The following is a 16548-nucleotide window of genomic DNA, read 5'->3' on the forward strand; positions in this document are numbered from 1 at the left end:
TCTCTGAAAAATGCCCCTAAGATAAAGCTGACTTGCTAACTTTCACTCGGGACTCAAAAAAAGCATGAAACTTTTCAGAACAGAGATTATTCCTCAACAAACTTGTCCCGAAAGACTCAGTTGGCAAAACTCTTTTATTTCTCTTGGTTCTTGCTTTGCCGATAAGAGCTCTAAACTCCTTCAAAAATCAGGTGTAAAGGTTTATTCAAACCCTACTGGAGTTCTCTATAATCCACAAAGTATTGCCGATTTAATCAACAATAGCTTAGAGGGGAAAGTGTGGTCAAAAAATGAATGCGTGATTCATGAAAAACGCGAAGTTTTTCCATTTATCCAAGGAACACAAAGCGATCCCATTAAATTTATTAATGACACACAAACCGAACTTTTAGAGCAGATCAATAATGCGGACGTCCTTTTAGTCACTTTCGGGACCGCCTGGGCTTATCGCTTATTAACAAATAATGAAGTTGTCGCCAACTGCCATAAATTACCCAGTCAGCTATTCAAAAGACAGATGCTTGATCTTGATAGTATTTACAAAACTTGGAATCAAACCATTTTAAAGCTTCAAGAAAACAAGCCTGAATTAAAAATCATATTCACAGTTAGTCCCGTAAGACACCTAAGAGATGATTTCAGAGATAATCAAATCAGTAAATCGACCCTCCATTTAGCCATTGAAAAACTCGTTAAACACAATGAAAATTGTTTCTATTTTCCAGCCTACGAAATTATGATGGATGATCTAAGGGATTACCGCTTCTATTCTGAGGACATGGCGCACCCAAGCGATGAAGCCACTGCTTATATCTTAGATAAATTTATCAAATCAAGTTTTGACCAAGCCTCTGAAAAATACTTTTTAGAAGCCCAAAAAATTAGTAGCATGTTTGAACATAAGCTTTTAAATCCTGAGAGTGAAGACAGTCAGAAATTTATACTTTCCCGTCAAAAGAAAGCTCACGGTTTTCTTAAAAAATACCCTTCGAGTTTACTGGCTATCAATGTCTAAAAAAAACACCATCAACGCAATTATTTCTGGTGTAGGCAACTTAACGGGTCGCCTTAGCGGATTAGTAAGAGAAATGCTTTATGCCTACCTTTTTGGGACATCCCCACTGATCGGCTATTTTAAATATGCAGTTGCATTACCCAATCTAGCGAGAAGAATTTTCGGGGAAGGTGCCCTAGCCAATGCTTTCATCCCTTTACTTGCGGATAAAAAAAACAATGAACAAGACCCCAACTCTTACGCTTCAAAAATACTAACACTAACGGCAACCTTCAATACCTTTCTCGCTCTATGTGGTATTGCGATTTTGTTCATTCTTTTTTCTTTAGGCATCATTTCTAATGAGAGCCAGGAACTAGTTTACTTGGGAAGTGTTATGATGCCCTACCTACCTTTTATATGCTTAGCTGGTTTACTTGCTAGTATTCATAACCTGTACAGCAAATACTCACTTCCTGCACTCATGTCATCCACCATGAATGTTTGTTTGATAGCGGCGTCTTGTTTTGCAATTTTTACAAATCTTGATGAAAAATCAACTATTTATCTACTCGCTTTTTCTTTAGTTTTCTCGGGCCTCTTACAAGTTTTTATACTTTTAAGATCCGCAAAAAAATTCATCAAGTTAAAAATTGAATATTGTAAATTCAAAGCTCCTGAACTTAAATCTTTTTGGATAAGTTTCATACCTGTCACTATTGGGGCTTCGGCTCAGCAAATCTCTACTCTACTAGATAAAACAATTGCTTTATGGATTGGTCCTCATGCGGTTAGTTCATTGAGCTACAGTGAATTACTTATTTATTTGCCCGTAGGAGTATTTGGTGTATCTCTTGGATCTGTGTGCTTGCCATCTTTGTCGAGTTCTTTAGCCAAAGGTAATTTAAATGATGTACAACGAGACTTTGAAAAAGCCTTGTCCCAAGCTTTCTTTTTATCAATCCCCTGCAGTGTATTTTTTTATTTATTGGGAGACACCCTATTAAAAACTCTATTTTTACGTGGTGCATTTGATCTTGAAAGTCTTCAATTCACTCTAAAAGCATTTCTATGGTTTCTTCCAGGGATTCCTTTCTTCACAGCCTTAAAAGTTTTGCTTTCTCTATACTATGCCAATAAAAATACTAAAACACCGCTAAAAATATCATTAGCTATGATTACTCTTAACCTCGTATTGGGAATCAGCTTCATTCCTTTATTGAGTCATGCTTCCTTGGCTATGGCAAGTTCAGTCACTGCTTTATTGAACTTTGTTTTCTTGTTAACAAGCGCTAAGAAATTATCTTATATTCAAAACTTAAGTCAAATTGTACAAACTAACCTTCCCACTATAATTGCTGCCAGCCTGAGTTGTATCACTTTTAAACTCATAGCAGACCAACTAAGCATACTCGAGACCGGTTCCCTAAAATTCGCCGACAACTTATTAACGACTATCATTGGTGGCTTAATTTTTTCACTTTTATATTTATTTTTCTTCAAAGTTTTTAAATCTGTCTTCAACATAATTCTTAAGCTTTAAAACGAAGCAAATCAACCATATCCTTAGTCTTAGTAGAGTTTCTTTTTTAATTTTTAGACAAGTAAATGATATTTTGTGCTCACAAACTTGTATCTTATTAAGCAGAAGTTAAATTTTATTGCGTACATATACAAGAATGAGGAAGTGCCTAAAGTGAATGAATTACAGAAAATAAATATTAATGATCTCAACTGGACACTTCTAATAAGCTTAGTCTTATTCTTTACTATTATTATTGGTTCCGCCGCCCTATCTTCGACCATAGCCGAAAAACGCGGTCAAAAATTTACAATTCATTTTTTTATTGGCTTATTCCTTCCCGTAGCTTATCCAGTTTTTTTGATGATAGCAATGAAAAATAAACTTAAGCAAGCTAGCATCCAAGCTCAAAAAGCTGCGGAAGAAGAAGAGGACGATATTCCAGAGTTAGATATAGCCATCGATATCAATGAAGACTTTTTTAAACAATACCCGACAGACAAAAATGGACACCGTGCGGGTCCATTTGTCTTTGAAACCGATCAAGGTATTATCACGGCTCAATTTATTATTGAAATACAAAAACAACTTCTCGTCATCCAGACTTTAAACTCCAAAGAGCAGGAACAAAAACTTCGCCTGCCTTATGAAAAAATCATTAGCTGCAACACCTAAGGACTCCCCTATATTATGTTTGAACTCACCTTTGAATTCTCGTGCCCAAGTTGTGCCGGTCACGTGCCCTTTGTTAATAACACTAAAGAAGCTCATTGCTCTTCATGTGGATTAAATATTATTTTTGAAAACCCCGATCAGTTCTTAGATGCACTAGACCCTGACTCTGATATTGAGATGTTCCAAACTAATTCTGTTAAGCAGGTAGATAAATCAACTGGCAGTTTGCGAGAAACCATCACTGTTTCCTTTTCACGTCAAGACTTACTTAAACAAGCGATGGCTGCATCTTCTCCACCTCCAGTTAAAAACACTTCTACTAGTAACAACTTAAGCGCCATTAACACTCCTGTTGCTGCTGCGAAAAAATTAGGTAAACTAAAAGTAGCTCAGCCCGTAAATAATGATTTATTAAATCCAGGCAATAGCAGTTCAACTCCTGCAGCAGGCGCTCCAAACTTTGGTAGTACGGCTGCGAAAAAGCCGGCTCCCATGGGAGCTCCGAACTTTGCACCTCAAACTACAGCAAAAAACCTTTCCTCTGCAGAGACTATCACTGGTGCCCCAGCTTTCAATAAAGCTCCAGCTCCAAGCTTCTCTACACCAACTGAAGCTAGTGCTCCAAAATTTAGCACAACTCCACCTTCCGAATTATCTCCGCTTGAGCAACAACGTGCAGAACTTGAAGAGAAAAAGCGCCATATTGAAGAAGAGAGAGCTCGAGTGGAAGCAGAGTTCGAAAGAATCCAAGCTGAAACTGAAGCTGCTGAAGAAGAAGCGCGCATGGCTGCTGAAAAAGCTAAAGCCGAAGATGAAGCTCGCATTGCCGCTGAAAAAGCTAGAGCTGAAGAAGAAGCTCGCATGGCCGCTGAAAAAGCTAGAGCCGAAGATGAAGCACGCATTGCCGCTGAAAAAGCTAGAGCTGAAGAAGAAGCTCGCATGGCCGCTGAAAAAGCTAAAGCTGAAGAAGAAGCTCGCATGGCCGCTGAAAAAGCTAGAGCTGAAGAAGTTAGTATCGCCGCGGAAAAAGCTGAATCTGAAGATAAGAAAGTAGACGAAAAAGCTGAAGATAAGAAAGTAGACGAAAAAGCTGAAGATAAGAAGGAAGACGAAAAATCTGAAGATAAGAAAGTAGACGAAAAAGCTGAAGATAAGAAAGTAGACGAAAAAGCTGAAGATAAGAAAGAAGACGAAAAAGCTGAAGATAAGAAGGAAGACGAAAAATCTGAAGATAAGAAGGAAGACGAAAAAGCTGAAGATAAGAAAGAAGACGAAAAAGCTGAAGATAAGAAGGAAGACGAAAAATCTGAAGATAAGAAAGTAGACGAAAAAGCTGAAGATAAGAAAGTAGACGAAAAATCTGAAGATAAGAAGGAAGACGAAAAAGCTGAATCTGAAGATAAGAAACTTGCTCCTAAAAAACGTCCTGCAGGATCAAAACCCAGTTCCAAAACTGGTGCTAAAAAGCGTCCTGCGGGATCAAAACCCACTTCTAAGACTGGCGCTAAAAAACGTCCTGCGGGATCAAAACCTGGCGCGAAAAAAGCTCCTGAAAAACCCACTCTAGATAAAGATGGTAACGTGATTGACAAACCAAAACGTAAAAAGCCTCAAACAAAGTCGGACCGTCCCCGTACCCAAACTGGTTTGACCCCAGATATGAGAAGAAAACTAGATGAAGAAACTCGAGTAAAATCAAAAGCCATTAAGACTAAAATTGTCATTTTCAACATTCTACTTCTTATCGGAGTTGGCGTTTACTTCTTCATGTCTAAATAAATGACACAAGAGCTAGATTCTTTAGGCACACAAGAGAAACAGGTATTACTTGCTAAACTTCAGTCACATTTAATTGATGACCGAATCGAACTCATAGATAAAGTTTGTTCAGAAAGAACTGAGCATATTTGCCTTGTTTTAGAAAACCTCTACCAAGAACATAATGCCTCAGCTATTCTTCGAAATGCTGATGCATTTGGTATTCAAAATATAAATGTCATCGAAAATGACAACGACTTTGCGGCCAATAAAGAGGTCTCTATGTCAGCTCACAAGTGGCTGGATATTAAAGCTTGGAATGAAAGTAAAATTGATAACACAGTCAAATGCTTAAGCGCTCTGAAAAAACAAGGTTATAAAATTTGTGCCACGAGTTTACGACCTGAATCTATCACTCTTGATGAACTGCCTGTCGACGAACCCATAGCTTTATGCTTTGGAACCGAATTAACAGGCTTAAGCGAGGTCGCACATGAGATGGCAGACTACATGACTTATATACCTATGAATGGCTTTATTCAGAGCTTCAATGTTTCTGTGGCATCTGCTCTTAGCTTATCACATCTCAGAAATAAAATGAAACGAAAAAACATTGAGCACGCATTAAGTCCAGAAAAAACTCTCGATACCAAGATCAACTGGAGCTTATCCTCAATGAAACGTCCAGAGACTATGTTAGAGTATTACTTAAAGCAACTATGATTAATTGAAACGTTCGCGGTAAGTGCAGCGTTTACATAAGTCTTCTACAATTCTACTTTGCTGAAAACCTTTCCTTAAATTTTGTGCGCGATCATCAGCTAAAATATCATCTAAACTCATCTTGCGGCATGAGCCTAAATCAATCACACCTTCCCTATCAAAACAGCAAGGAACAACCGTTCCGTCCACCAAAATCGCAAATTGATTTTTGAGGGCAACACAATAACCTCTTTCTGCTACTAAAGGTCCATCAAGTTCAGGCCATTCAAACCTCTCGGCCAAGTTAAGGAATATATTTCCCTTTATACGGTGCCCTTTTAAACTAAGCTTTGCTATCTCCGCAAAATCTAGATCTAAAAACTTTGCGATTTCAGCAATAATCCCAGAATTTTCATCTATTGTTTTTTGATCGTGACCTGAGTTCCAAAGACGTAGGTTAATATGCATATCGGAGCGTTTCTCTAAAACTAGACGAATGAAATTAAATATTTTTTTGAGATAGTCCTTATTGCTACTTTGAGGGAAATTATCTCCAAAACTCTGTAAAGAAAAATTTATCTGATGAACCGTAGCGTTTAGCAACGCTTGGACGTTACGTTCATTCAATTGCACGCCATTGGTCACAATAGATACGGCTTGTTCGTGTTTCTCACAAATCTTTATAAACTCTGGCAACTGTGGATGATTCAATGGTTCACCCATAACATGTAAACAGAGTAAATAAACCTTGGGCGAAACTTGCTTAACTAAGGACTCAAAGAAATCTGCCTTCATAAAATCTGATTCTCTTTGGAGGTATGTTTGTGGACAAAAACTACACTTCAAATTACAAACATTACTGATTTCTATATAAACTTTGCGAAATTTCTTTCTAGGATACAGCATTATAGCATCCCTGTTTTTTTAATTTTAATAGTCGCTTCATACCCACCTTAATTAATAAAGATGCCCAACAGTTGACTAACTGAATATAAATGAAATCCCTATTCTTAAGCATAAAGTCCTTCACCTAAAAATCTACTAAATAAACTTCTTTTATAATAAGTTAAACTGGGTATAAAAAACGGGTGACGCTATGCTGCATCACCCGTTTATAGAAATGTAATAACTATGAATCAACCACCAAAAAATCGGCTCGCTTTTTCAAAAAAGGATTCTTTCATAGGCTGTACATTATCACCACACAAATCAGCAAATGTTTCCAATGCTTCTTTTTGTTCGGAATTTAAATTTGTGGGTACTTCGACAATGATCGTAACAATTTGATGCCCCGTATCATGGCTTCTTAGGTTTTTGACGCCCTTACCTTTAATTCGAAACTTTGTACCTGACTGAGTACCTGCTGGGATTTTTAGGCTTTCTTTACCATTCAAAGTTGGTACTTCTATTGATCCACCTAAAACTGCTGTAGGAAAACTCACCGGAATCTTGCAATAAATATGATCTCCATCACGCTCAAAAATATCGTGATTCCTTACATGAAAGACAACATAGAGGTTACCAGCAGGAGCCCCTGCTTCACCAGCATCACCTTCACCTCGAATACGCATTTTAGAACCTGTGTCAACGCCTGCAGGAACATCGATTTTGACTTTCTTTTCTTTACGAACTGTAGCATTGCCACGGCAGGTATTACAGGGTTTTTCAATTTTCTTTCCACTTCCGTGGCAATGTGGACACTCTTGATTGATAGAGAAAAAACCTTGCTTGATATGAACTTGACCATTACCACGACAAGTCGGGCAAGTTGTCATTTTTGATCCTGGTTCAGCACCAGATGCATCACAACGTTCACAAGCTTCATTTTTCGTCAATGAAATCTCTTTTTTACATCCAAAAACTGCTTCTTCGAAAGTAAGCTCCAAATCTTTTCTTAAGTCAGCTCCTGGCTGTGGTCCACCACCGCCTCCGCCACCAAAGAACGATTCAAAAATACTAGAGGCTCCACCGCCTCCACCACCACCGAAAACTTGGCTGAAGATGTCGAAGGGATCACCATGCATACCACCACCGCCGCCTTCGCCGCGCTGAGTGTACGCTTCATGACCATACTGATCATATTGACGACGCTTACCTTCATCAGATAGTACCTCATAGGCTTCAGAAATCTCTTTAAACTTAGCTTCTGCCACTTCATCACCAGGATTTTTATCTGGGTGGTATTTTACAGCTAACTTCCTGTAAGCTTTCTTTAATTCACTCGCAGAGGCCGATCTAGATACCCCTAAAAGTTCATAGTAGTCTTGTGACATTTATTCAGCCTCGCTTTCAATTACTTCTTCTTCCACTTCTGGTTCTGGGCCTTTACTAACCACTACCATCGCGGGACGAAGAAGTCTTTCACCTAATTTATATCCGCAGCGTGTTTGCGAGAGAACCACCCCTTCTTCAACTTCATCTGAGTGTGCTTCGGAAGTGGCTTCGTGAATATTAGGATCGAACTTCACTGCTTGAGCATCGATCTCTTCAACTCCCATATCATCCATAGCTTTGACAAACATATTTTGAATCATGTTCATACCCTGAACAATCATATCCAAGTTAACATTATCCATTTGAGTCGCTTGCATGGCCATTTTGAAAGTATCATAAACGGGAAGTACATCCTCAAGAACACTTGTTTTACCTCTTTGACGAGCATCCTCTTGATCGCGAATACTACGTTTTCTGAAGTTATCAAAATCAGCTCTTTGCCTTAACATTGAGAGTTCTAAGTCAGCAATAACTTCCTCGGGTGACTTTGGCTCTTCAATCACTTCTTCAGCAACAGTTTCACTTGATTCTTCTGCTACATTTTCATCTATAGATGTTTCTGTTTCTTCAACATTCTCTACAGACTCATTGAGTTCGTCGACAATGACTTCCTCTACTTGGTCTTTAATCTCTTCTGACATAAGGGGTTTTCCTTAAATTAATATATTTTTTTAGTGGCCGATTTTAACCTCATTGAAGGGAAAATTCAAGTCATCTCAATGCTTAGTCTTTTGAAAAAACCTTTACGAGATATAATTTTCATCCACGTCTTTAAATTGGAGTAAAAATGTCCTACCGCTACACATGTGCCGTATTTGTCCTAAATGAGGAAAAAGTTCTTTTAATCAAGCACAAAAAGCTCAATAGATGGCTGCCGCCAGGAGGATGTGTTGAAAGCAATGAGACACCCGATGAAGCTGCCTTACGTGAAGTATATGAAGAAGTTGGGGTCCATATCGAACTTTTAGGAGACCAAGTTCCTATTCTGCCAGAAGTTAAAGTCGTTCATCAACCCATTCATATTCAGGTTGAACAAAACCCTGATGGACCAAATAATATAGATTTTATCTATTACGCAAAATTAATGGATAAGAACTATACCATAAAACTGAACTTAGATGAAGCTTTAGAATACCACTGGTTTGACCGATTAAGTATTGAAGAACTTATCCCTCAGCATGAGCTTAAAATCAATGCTTTAAAAGCCTTAGATTTTGTCTCATTAAAATATTAAGGAAAAGTTAATTAGATCTTGCATCCATCCTTATTTTTTATTATTATAGGGATGATTGGAATTGATTCCATCAATTCAGCGACATGGGTAAATTTAATTATTTAGGACACCCCATGTCGCTTTTTTTTGTATAATAATTAAGATAAAAAGATCTCACTATTCTAAGAACTTGAATACTTCACTATTTTTCCACAATTTTAATGACTGGATTGCATGAAATATTTTTGCTTTTATCACTACCTTGGGATACATTGAATTCACACACACAGTGCAACCAAGGAGAGAACTATGCCACACGTTTATGTCCGTCCAAGCCTAAACCCTGTCAACCTAACTCCCAAAATTAAGGAAATTAAAGGTCCATTCGCCTACCTTCATTTAAAACGCACCATCAAAGAACAAAACTTTGAAGTGAAACAACGACAAAGCATGCGAAGGCAAACGAATGCTTTATTAGATTCAATTGAATTATCCGATATTGAAGAACAGGAAATTGACAAATTGCTAAAAGAAAGTTTGAGCATGCGCTATTGTAAACAATGTAGCGAAGAACTCTGTTCTGGCTCCTGCCCTTTTTGTATGTAAAATTGTCTAAGTTACTCAAAGATTCTTACAACAAACACTTTTTAGAAAAGCTCAGCCAAGAGATAAAAAAACACGATCAAATGCTTGATAAAAAAGCATTTATTAATCATTGTGTACAAGAACCTTGGAATGAGTTAGGTCTCAAAGAGCGCATGAAAAAAATCTCATGCGCTTTTGATCATCATGTAAATGGTAATTTCACCTTTAAAGCCACCATTCTAACAAAGGCCTCTGTAAATTTTAACGGTTATACCGCTTGTGTTTTTCCAGATTTCATTGAAGAATTTGGCCTTAATCATTTTACAGACTCTGTCAAAAGTCTAGAAAAAATGACTTGCTATTCAACTGCGGAATTCGCAGTTAGGCCTTTCCTCGAATTATACCCAAAAAAAATGCAGCAGCAGATGATAAAGTGGTCTAAACATCAAAATCATCACGTTAGACGCTTGGCTTCTGAAGGCTGCCGCCCTCGTCTCCCTTGGGGAAAAGCACTCGTACAATTCAAACGAGACCCTCAGCCTCTGCTAATAATCTTAGACAACTTAAAAAATGACCCTAGCGAATACGTCCGCCGTTCAGTTGCCAATAACTTAAACGACATTGGCAAAGATCATTCAGAAGTACTAAAATCCTTTGTAAAAGCAAACTATCAAAAGGTGTCGCTTAACTGTGATAAAATGCTAAAACACGCCAGTCGAAACCTCCTAAAAAGTAGCGACAAAGATATTTTAAAAATCTTTTCTTACCCGAGTATTGAACATATTAAATTACTCGATTTTAATATGACTGAAACAGTTAATTGGGAATCTAATCTCGAGTTTTCTTTTTTACTTAAAACTCAAGACACAAGTTTAGGAATCCTGAGGATTGAATATGAAATTGCCCATTTAAAAAACGATGGCAGTTACCATTCGAAGGTGTTTAAAATTAGCGAAAGCAATTTTAAAGCTAATGCAAAAACAGTCCTAAGAAAACATAGTTTTAAAGCAAGGAGTGTTCGAAAGTACTACCCAGGCTTACATCATATTAGCTTAAAACTAAATGGAAAAGTAAGTCTAAGGAGAAGCTTTCACTTACTCGACCCTAACTAACTTTTTCTCATAAAAAGCTTCGCTACGATTTAGGATAAATGGCAAAAATAAAATAGCCGAATAATGTCCCGCCAACATTGTGTATGATTTAGCACCTGGCATCGCTTCAAAGAGCTGTTCACCATAATAATATGGCACTGACCGATCAAAATACGCAAGTATGTGCAAGGTTCGACTCCCATCAATATATGGAGCCATCAGAAGCGGGTCTACAGTCAGTTTCTCACGCAACTCACCTCTCAAAGAATCCAAATCACTTTCATTCTCTGCCATATATTTTTTACGAGCTTTTATAATACCTTTTTCTTTTGATTCGGTTAAGAGATTTGGTAAATCACCTCCAGCCAAAACAATGACGGCCGCTTTTATTCTTTTTTCATAGCCTATAATCATACTCGTTTTGATCCCCCCCTTACTGATGCCAAACATGGCTATATCGGAGTATTCAAAGGGTTTTTCATTCTCTAGAAAATCAATAATGTGGCGACTATCTAAAAGCAATTCATTCATTTGCAAGTTTAACGCTTCCGGTGTGAATAATTTTTTATAGGCTTCTTCACGTTTAACAATCATGCAACTCCATCCACGGGCAAAAAAGTAATTCGCCACAAATTCTGAAATTCGGTACTTCCCTTTTGAAATAGGTTGAATTAACAAGAGGTGAGATTTTGGATCTGAATTTATGTAGGCTTTTAAATGAATCTGCCTTTCATCGAGTAGCAGTTGATCATTAGCTTCAAGTTTATATTCAATGATTTGTCCTCGAGAGGATCTATCAATTAACTCTTCTTGATAATTATATTGGGCAGCTTTTTTATACTTATAATCAATCTTATAAACAACTTTTACTTGAATCTCTGCCTGCGGCAATGGAACTTGTCGTAAATGACAAGAACAGAGTAAAAACATTAAGACAATAAATCTCATTTCAATTAGACTTTAGATAAAAATCTTTCTTAAGTAATTCAGATAATTTAAGTTCAATAAACTCTTCATCATAGGCCCCATGATAAATCCCCGCATATGAAATCCACAATTTCATTTTTTCGGGCACAAACAATACTGAGTGTAGGTTATTAGTTAGGCTTGCAGTTGGGGCATTCATTAAGTCAATTGCTTTTTGGTCGTCAATCAGTTCATATTCTTTAACTTTATTATGAAGCGATTCATAACGAGACCCCGAAGCAATCATTAAACACTTAGGTACTTTGTAGGGCAGTTTTTCATGACTCTTACCTGGGTCTAAAAATTCTATACTTTCGGGCTTTGCGTAAACCGCAGTTGAGCTCTTATCTTTACCGTCTGCAAAGATGTAGTAATACTCGCAGGTTCTCTCATTCGTAGAAAAAATGGTTTTAGCTTCTTCTAAACTATGGGCTTTTTCCAATGTCATGCGCATCAATATAGGCATCGGGACACCATCCCAGAGACCTTCTCCGCGGCCTCCCATTTCTCCTAAAGATATCTTCTCTTCATTCATACCACTTACAGAGCCGATAAAACCGGCAAATCCTACATTGACAAAAGCTAATGAATCTACTTTTTCTACCGTGAAAATAGCATTATTATACTGAAGGCCGATACGACACATATAATCTAAAACTCTTCCATGATAAAGAGTACCATCTACTGTTTTCTCATCTTTAACAGTGAAACCTGAGCAATGAAATAAGGCCGGAAAATAATTAGCTAAGTGAACTTCTTCATAGGGGATTTTTGAACCTTCTGCTAAACCCTTTAATTCTTCTAGGTATTCTTTTGGAGTGTATTTATCTAAGCGCACTTGAGCTTCGCGAATTTTATCCATAAACCAGTTACCAGTTTTAATTGTATACACCATACCCATTAGATAAAGCGTACTATCAATAACGCGACGACTCTCTGCAGCCAAAAAATCGCCATGTTGCCAACCAATTTCATAGGGCGAACCTTTGAGATAGACAAAGTTGAATCCTTTATATCGCCTTAACGTCCCATGTTTGCCCTCTTTGACATCTTCTTTGATCTCTGGCTGTAAAATTTCGTGATGCCGGATTTCTATATACCTTGCCAAGGATCGAGTTAGACTTCGGTTCATATCCATTTCACTAGGTTTTACAACTGTCTTTGCCTGGGAGTTTCTGTAAACTAAATAAGCTCGTTTAGAATTCGAAAACTTTAAATTTAAGATGCCTGTTTGAAAAAAGATCTTTGCTTTATCTAAAGTAGAACCTTTCAGTTTGATTTCTGCGACCATTACACCTTTCGCGTAGATGTAATAAATAGGCCCATTTTTACGTACGATTACATCACAATTATTTTGCAGCTTTTCAAAAGATAGCAATGTTTTTATATCATCACTGAGCTTAGGGTCCATTCCTTCCAAGCAAGTCATAACTGAAGCTAAAGAAAAACCACTCTCACTAGAAGAACTCATGAATAAAGTTTTATTATGCGGTGTATAAAGTTGGAGACGCCCCTTATCTCTTGTCACATGGATTTTCAATAAGCCGAGTGAAAAGCTAAGAGTAAAGCTTGAGTCTCCTTTACTTAAATAAGTTAATCTCCCCGATTTATCGAATTCTCTATCATTAGCTTTAAACTCGTAATCTATACGACGAGTAAATTCTTCAGTTTGAGGATTTAAAAAATCACCATAAGCCTTGTACAGGACTTCATCAGCAAAAACTGATACAGAACAAATAATTAAACAGACAAACAACTCTTTGAGTCTCATAAAACTTCCTCATTTTATCCAATATATTATTGGGACGCTACCCAAATCAAATTTGATCATAGTTTTTATACAAAAAAAGCCGGGAAAAATCCCGGCTCTTTGAAAGATTAGGCCTCTTCGCACTTATCTGTAAAAGATCATAGAGTCTGACGAGTTTTTAGATTAGGCAAATCAAAGATTTTGAGTATGAGATATTCTTCATCTCGGTAACCATATGCCTGCCTTGTTAACCAGCCGATCTTATTATTAAATCCTTCCATAATTGCTGACGTAATTTTTGTTTTCCAAAATGCTAAAATTCCCGCTGCATGCTTGCGAATTGTTTTTGCCATAGAAATTAGTTCAGGAACTTTACTACAGTCAGCTTTTTCAAACCAATATTGCAATGCATTTTCAACGAAAACTAAATCTTTGATACGATAAATCCTTCTCAATGCTTCTTTTAAAGCGTATGTAATACCCAGTTCTGAAAACAAGGTGCAGCATTGTTTTATTTCAGCTTGAGCGGTTTCTTCAAGGTCTTCATTGTTTCTGTTAAACTTCCATCGCAGACCTTTGATTTCACCCTTGTCTTCATCTTCCAGTTCTCTGGAAATTCTTCTTCGAACTTTATTTAGCCTATCATTCATAAGTTTGATGACATGAAAGTGATCATAAACAATTATAGCATGAGGCAAATTAGCCTTAATCCATGCTGTAAAAGATGGAGCTAGATCCACAGCGACAAACTCAATATTCGCTTTACTGGATTTCAGTTTTTTCATAAAACCATCTAGGCACTCCCCCTTTTTTCCTTTGCCTACAAATAAAGTCGCCCCGCTTTTTAGATCTCGCACAATTATCAAATAGCCTTTGTCGCCAATTCGTTTTCCCATATGGATTTCATCGATGCCAATAGAACTAATATGTTTCAAAGAGATTTTACTGTACTTCTTACTTAGTGCGTGACCGAAAACCCAGTGTTTATGAGTTTGTTGATGATTTTAAGTTAATATAAAAATTCAAAATATGGCTATACGTGTCGTGCAGTCATAGTATTATCATTTTTTTAAGGCCTAGGCGTCAGAACAAAGGCTTTTTTTCTATTTATTCACTAAGTCAAGGCAGGAGAAAGTACGCCGTGAATGGCGTTTTTATTATTATGAAGAGCTTTAAGCGCTTTTTCTTTTTCTACGTAGGACTTTGATTTCTCTGGCCATGATGATAGCACCAAGATGATGGATATTACTGGCACTTATCGCCATAGCGGCATAACGTTCGAAATTAGGAGTACCCTTATCAGGGCATCGGTCAAAACCATGACTTTCAAGAGCGTTAATAGCTGATTCAACTGCGGGGTGTTGTTTGCGAGCGACGACAAAGGCCTCCTTACTTTCACGCTCTTGAGCAGCTTTATTTCGGCGACCTTTTACAGGGAGGTGAGCTCTTACCTCTAATGCTTCAATGCGGGAGTGATTATTTTGACCATCCTTATCTACCTTTGAATAAAAACCCTTATCAAAACTCATCGATGTCAGCCCAGGGTACAGCTCCTTACTTTTACGAACCATTTCAACCGCCACGTCTTTATCCTGCTCGCCCTTCATGATCCTATGGTCGAGATAAAGCCAAACTGATCTTCACTACACATACCTTCACGCCAAGTTCCTGACGAATCCCAGCTTTTCCTTTGCATATCCATTCTGTGTGAGGTTCAAAAATCGAATACACCTTTTCATCGGGTGAAATAGTCTCTCCATTAAGAACTCTACGACTTATTTGCTTAATGAATAAGTCCGTGTAATCCATGTTTAACTGAAGCTTGGGACACTCTTCATCTAAAGAATTCTGGAGAGTTCTTGCTTTGAGTAAATGAGCTCGAGCCACACTAAGGTAATCCTTAATTATCTCCTCTATTTCTAAGCGACGTTTTTCCTTTCGCTCTTCTTTCTTCGAGTTAGAGTGACGCATCTTGCTCAGTTTATTATAAAGGCTATGGAATTTCTTTTGCTGGCTTTTTACTTCACGCCAGCCAGTGATTTTCAAAGATGAAGCCAATTTGCCTCCGATGCTCAATACTTTGCGTACAGAATCTTTTAATAGATTCAAATCAGTGGGGAAATGAACATTCGTTTCAAAAACAAAAGAATCGCAACGACTATGTAATTCTCGTTCTTCTGGGAAAAGTAATTCATGGCTGAAAGCAACTACGAGCTTACTAATTTTATTGGCAATTTCTTTTGTAAAAAGGCTAACGTTATCGTGTATTGTTTGGCGTCCTGTAACTATGTCGACATCACAAAAAAGATCAACTCCACAGATCTCCCGAATTTTGTGATGATAATCATAGCAACTTTTGAGCTTGTCATAATCCCAATTACAGCTCAAACGCAAAGTGCCTAAAACAAAAATAACCCAGAGATCCATTCCTTTACGTCCATCATTCCAGGATGTTCCTTTAGGAACTAATTCAGACAAAACATCTTGGATTTCTTTGAGTAAAACTTTGTTTCGATAAATTTCTTGTAAACCACGAAGAGTTTTGGTTATTTCATCACGGCAGTATGTGTCGAGTCTCACTTGTTCAATTGGCGTGACTCCGAGAAGTGGGTTTTCTCCTAATTCTGCTTGTGTACTTGTAAAATTACGCATGCTATATGACACCTTGGATTCTTTTATTTTATCTGTATCCTATTGGATAAATAGTAGTTTATGATGAAGTACTATACATTTAAACAAAAGTTTTATAGGGTATTTTAATACTGTTTTCTAGAAAAACTCACAACTTATTTTCCTTATAAATTATTATACTTAAAAGACTTAGGTTCATTTCGGTCAGGCACTACTTAAATATGTTTTTTCAACAGCTTTAACTGTATGCCAGTTTAGCTTGAAATAGTTAGCTAAACTCTGAATACACATGTGCGCTCGTAGCTCTATGATATGCCTTTCTAATACTTGTGTAATCCTACTTTTAGAACTCGAAGTAAACGAAAGTTTCTCCATTAAATATGAACT

At 37.3% G+C, this 16548-nt stretch carries 14 protein-coding genes and 1 pseudogene; 8 read left to right on the forward strand and 7 right to left on the reverse strand.

Going from position 1 to position 16548, the window contains the following annotated elements; translation table 11 throughout:
* Positions 1-64: 64 nt before the first annotated feature.
* From LNTAR_RS01335 to LNTAR_RS01360, 5 genes are all read left to right on the forward strand, one after another.
* Entirely contained in the window at positions 65-1015 is a 951-nt protein-coding gene (locus tag LNTAR_RS01335; protein WP_007276813.1) for a GSCFA domain-containing protein, read from the forward strand.
* On the forward strand, positions 1008-2537 hold the full coding sequence (murJ, locus tag LNTAR_RS01340; RefSeq protein WP_007276814.1) for a murein biosynthesis integral membrane protein MurJ: 1530 nt from the start codon (positions 1008-1010) through the stop codon (positions 2535-2537). Before LNTAR_RS01335 ends, murJ begins: the two co-directional genes overlap by 8 nt.
* A gap of 153 nt (positions 2538-2690) precedes the next feature.
* Positions 2691-3191, forward strand: coding sequence for a hypothetical protein (locus LNTAR_RS01345; protein WP_007276815.1), 501 nt, complete (start codon positions 2691-2693; stop codon positions 3189-3191).
* A gap of 15 nt (positions 3192-3206) precedes the next feature.
* Positions 3207-4970, forward strand: a complete 1764-nt coding sequence (locus LNTAR_RS26990; protein ID WP_007276816.1) for a hypothetical protein — start codon at positions 3207-3209, stop codon at positions 4968-4970.
* Complete coding sequence (locus tag LNTAR_RS01360; protein ID WP_007276817.1) at positions 4971-5672, forward strand: TrmH family RNA methyltransferase; 702 nt, start codon at positions 4971-4973, stop codon at positions 5670-5672.
* On the opposite strand, the gene LNTAR_RS01365 is transcribed toward LNTAR_RS01360, so the two are convergent.
* The 3 genes from LNTAR_RS01365 to LNTAR_RS01375 all read right to left on the reverse strand — a co-directional run bounded on the left by LNTAR_RS01365 (position 5673) and on the right by LNTAR_RS01375 (position 8566).
* Positions 5673-6557, reverse strand: coding sequence for a radical SAM/SPASM domain-containing protein (locus LNTAR_RS01365; protein ID WP_007276818.1), 885 nt, complete (start codon positions 6555-6557; stop codon positions 5673-5675).
* A 230-nt stretch (positions 6558-6787) separates the two neighbouring features.
* Positions 6788-7924, reverse strand: coding sequence for a molecular chaperone DnaJ (dnaJ, locus tag LNTAR_RS01370; protein WP_007276819.1), 1137 nt, complete (start codon positions 7922-7924; stop codon positions 6788-6790).
* Positions 7925-8566: a nucleotide exchange factor GrpE gene (locus tag LNTAR_RS01375; protein WP_007276820.1), complete on the reverse strand. Its 642-nt coding sequence runs from the start codon at positions 8564-8566 to the stop codon at positions 7925-7927. It lies immediately after the preceding gene.
* A gap of 146 nt (positions 8567-8712) precedes the next feature.
* Between LNTAR_RS01375 and LNTAR_RS24860 the strand changes: the two genes are divergently transcribed.
* From LNTAR_RS24860 to LNTAR_RS01390, 3 genes are all read left to right on the forward strand, one after another.
* Entirely contained in the window at positions 8713-9159 is a 447-nt protein-coding gene (locus tag LNTAR_RS24860; protein WP_007276821.1) for an NUDIX hydrolase, read from the forward strand.
* A gap of 288 nt (positions 9160-9447) precedes the next feature.
* A complete protein-coding gene (locus LNTAR_RS01385) occupies positions 9448-9744 on the forward strand; it encodes a hypothetical protein (RefSeq protein WP_007276822.1) in 297 nt (98 codons plus the stop codon).
* A 2-nt stretch (positions 9745-9746) separates the two neighbouring features.
* On the forward strand, positions 9747-10835 hold the full coding sequence (locus LNTAR_RS01390; RefSeq protein WP_040914052.1) for a DNA alkylation repair protein: 1089 nt from the start codon (positions 9747-9749) through the stop codon (positions 10833-10835).
* Here the strand turns inward: LNTAR_RS01390 and LNTAR_RS01395 are convergent.
* The 4 genes and pseudogenes from LNTAR_RS01395 to LNTAR_RS24870 all read right to left on the reverse strand — a co-directional run bounded on the left by LNTAR_RS01395 (position 10818) and on the right by LNTAR_RS24870 (position 16182).
* Positions 10818-11762 carry an alpha/beta hydrolase family protein gene (locus LNTAR_RS01395; protein ID WP_040913955.1) on the reverse strand — a complete coding sequence of 315 codons (945 nt, stop codon included), beginning with the start codon at positions 11760-11762 and terminating at the stop codon, positions 10818-10820. The two genes, LNTAR_RS01390 and LNTAR_RS01395, sit on opposite strands and share 18 nt — an antisense overlap.
* Position 11763: 1 nt before the next feature.
* On the reverse strand, positions 11764-13551 hold the full coding sequence (locus tag LNTAR_RS24865) for a C45 family autoproteolytic acyltransferase/hydrolase (protein ID WP_007276825.1): 1788 nt from the start codon (positions 13549-13551) through the stop codon (positions 11764-11766).
* A 137-nt stretch (positions 13552-13688) separates the two neighbouring features.
* Positions 13689-14465, reverse strand: coding sequence for an ISL3 family transposase (locus tag LNTAR_RS01405; RefSeq protein WP_157473125.1), 777 nt, complete (start codon positions 14463-14465; stop codon positions 13689-13691).
* 237 nt (positions 14466-14702) lie between these two features.
* Positions 14703-16182 (reverse strand): annotated as a pseudogene (locus tag LNTAR_RS24870) (ISNCY-like element ISLar7 family transposase).
* Positions 16183-16548: the final 366 nt, after the last annotated feature.

It is taken from the genome of Lentisphaera araneosa HTCC2155 (assembly GCF_000170755.1).
Lineage (GTDB): Bacteria > Verrucomicrobiota > Lentisphaeria > Lentisphaerales > Lentisphaeraceae > Lentisphaera > Lentisphaera araneosa.

What these genes read in the sequence shown, in the direction of transcription:
- LNTAR_RS01335 (WP_007276813.1), top strand. Translation starts at nt 65, where the DNA reads ATGAAACTTTTCAGAACAGAGATTATTCCTCAACAAACTTGTCCCGAA.
- murJ (WP_007276814.1), top strand. Translation starts at nt 1,008, where the DNA reads ATGTCTAAAAAAAACACCATCAACGCAATTATTTCTGGTGTAGGCAAC.
- LNTAR_RS26990 (WP_007276816.1), top strand. Translation starts at nt 3,207, where the DNA reads ATGTTTGAACTCACCTTTGAATTCTCGTGCCCAAGTTGTGCCGGTCAC.
- LNTAR_RS01360 (WP_007276817.1), top strand. Translation starts at nt 4,971, where the DNA reads ATGACACAAGAGCTAGATTCTTTAGGCACACAAGAGAAACAGGTATTA.
- LNTAR_RS01365 (WP_007276818.1), bottom strand. Translation starts at nt 6,557, where the DNA reads ATGCTGTATCCTAGAAAGAAATTTCGCAAAGTTTATATAGAAATCAGT.
- dnaJ (WP_007276819.1), bottom strand. Translation starts at nt 7,924, where the DNA reads ATGTCACAAGACTACTATGAACTTTTAGGGGTATCTAGATCGGCCTCT.
- LNTAR_RS01375 (WP_007276820.1), bottom strand. Translation starts at nt 8,566, where the DNA reads ATGTCAGAAGAGATTAAAGACCAAGTAGAGGAAGTCATTGTCGACGAA.
- LNTAR_RS24860 (WP_007276821.1), top strand. Translation starts at nt 8,713, where the DNA reads ATGTCCTACCGCTACACATGTGCCGTATTTGTCCTAAATGAGGAAAAA.
- LNTAR_RS01385 (WP_007276822.1), top strand. Translation starts at nt 9,448, where the DNA reads ATGCCACACGTTTATGTCCGTCCAAGCCTAAACCCTGTCAACCTAACT.
- LNTAR_RS01395 (WP_040913955.1), bottom strand. Translation starts at nt 11,762, where the DNA reads ATGAGATTTATTGTCTTAATGTTTTTACTCTGTTCTTGTCATTTACGA.
- LNTAR_RS24865 (WP_007276825.1), bottom strand. Translation starts at nt 13,551, where the DNA reads ATGAGACTCAAAGAGTTGTTTGTCTGTTTAATTATTTGTTCTGTATCA.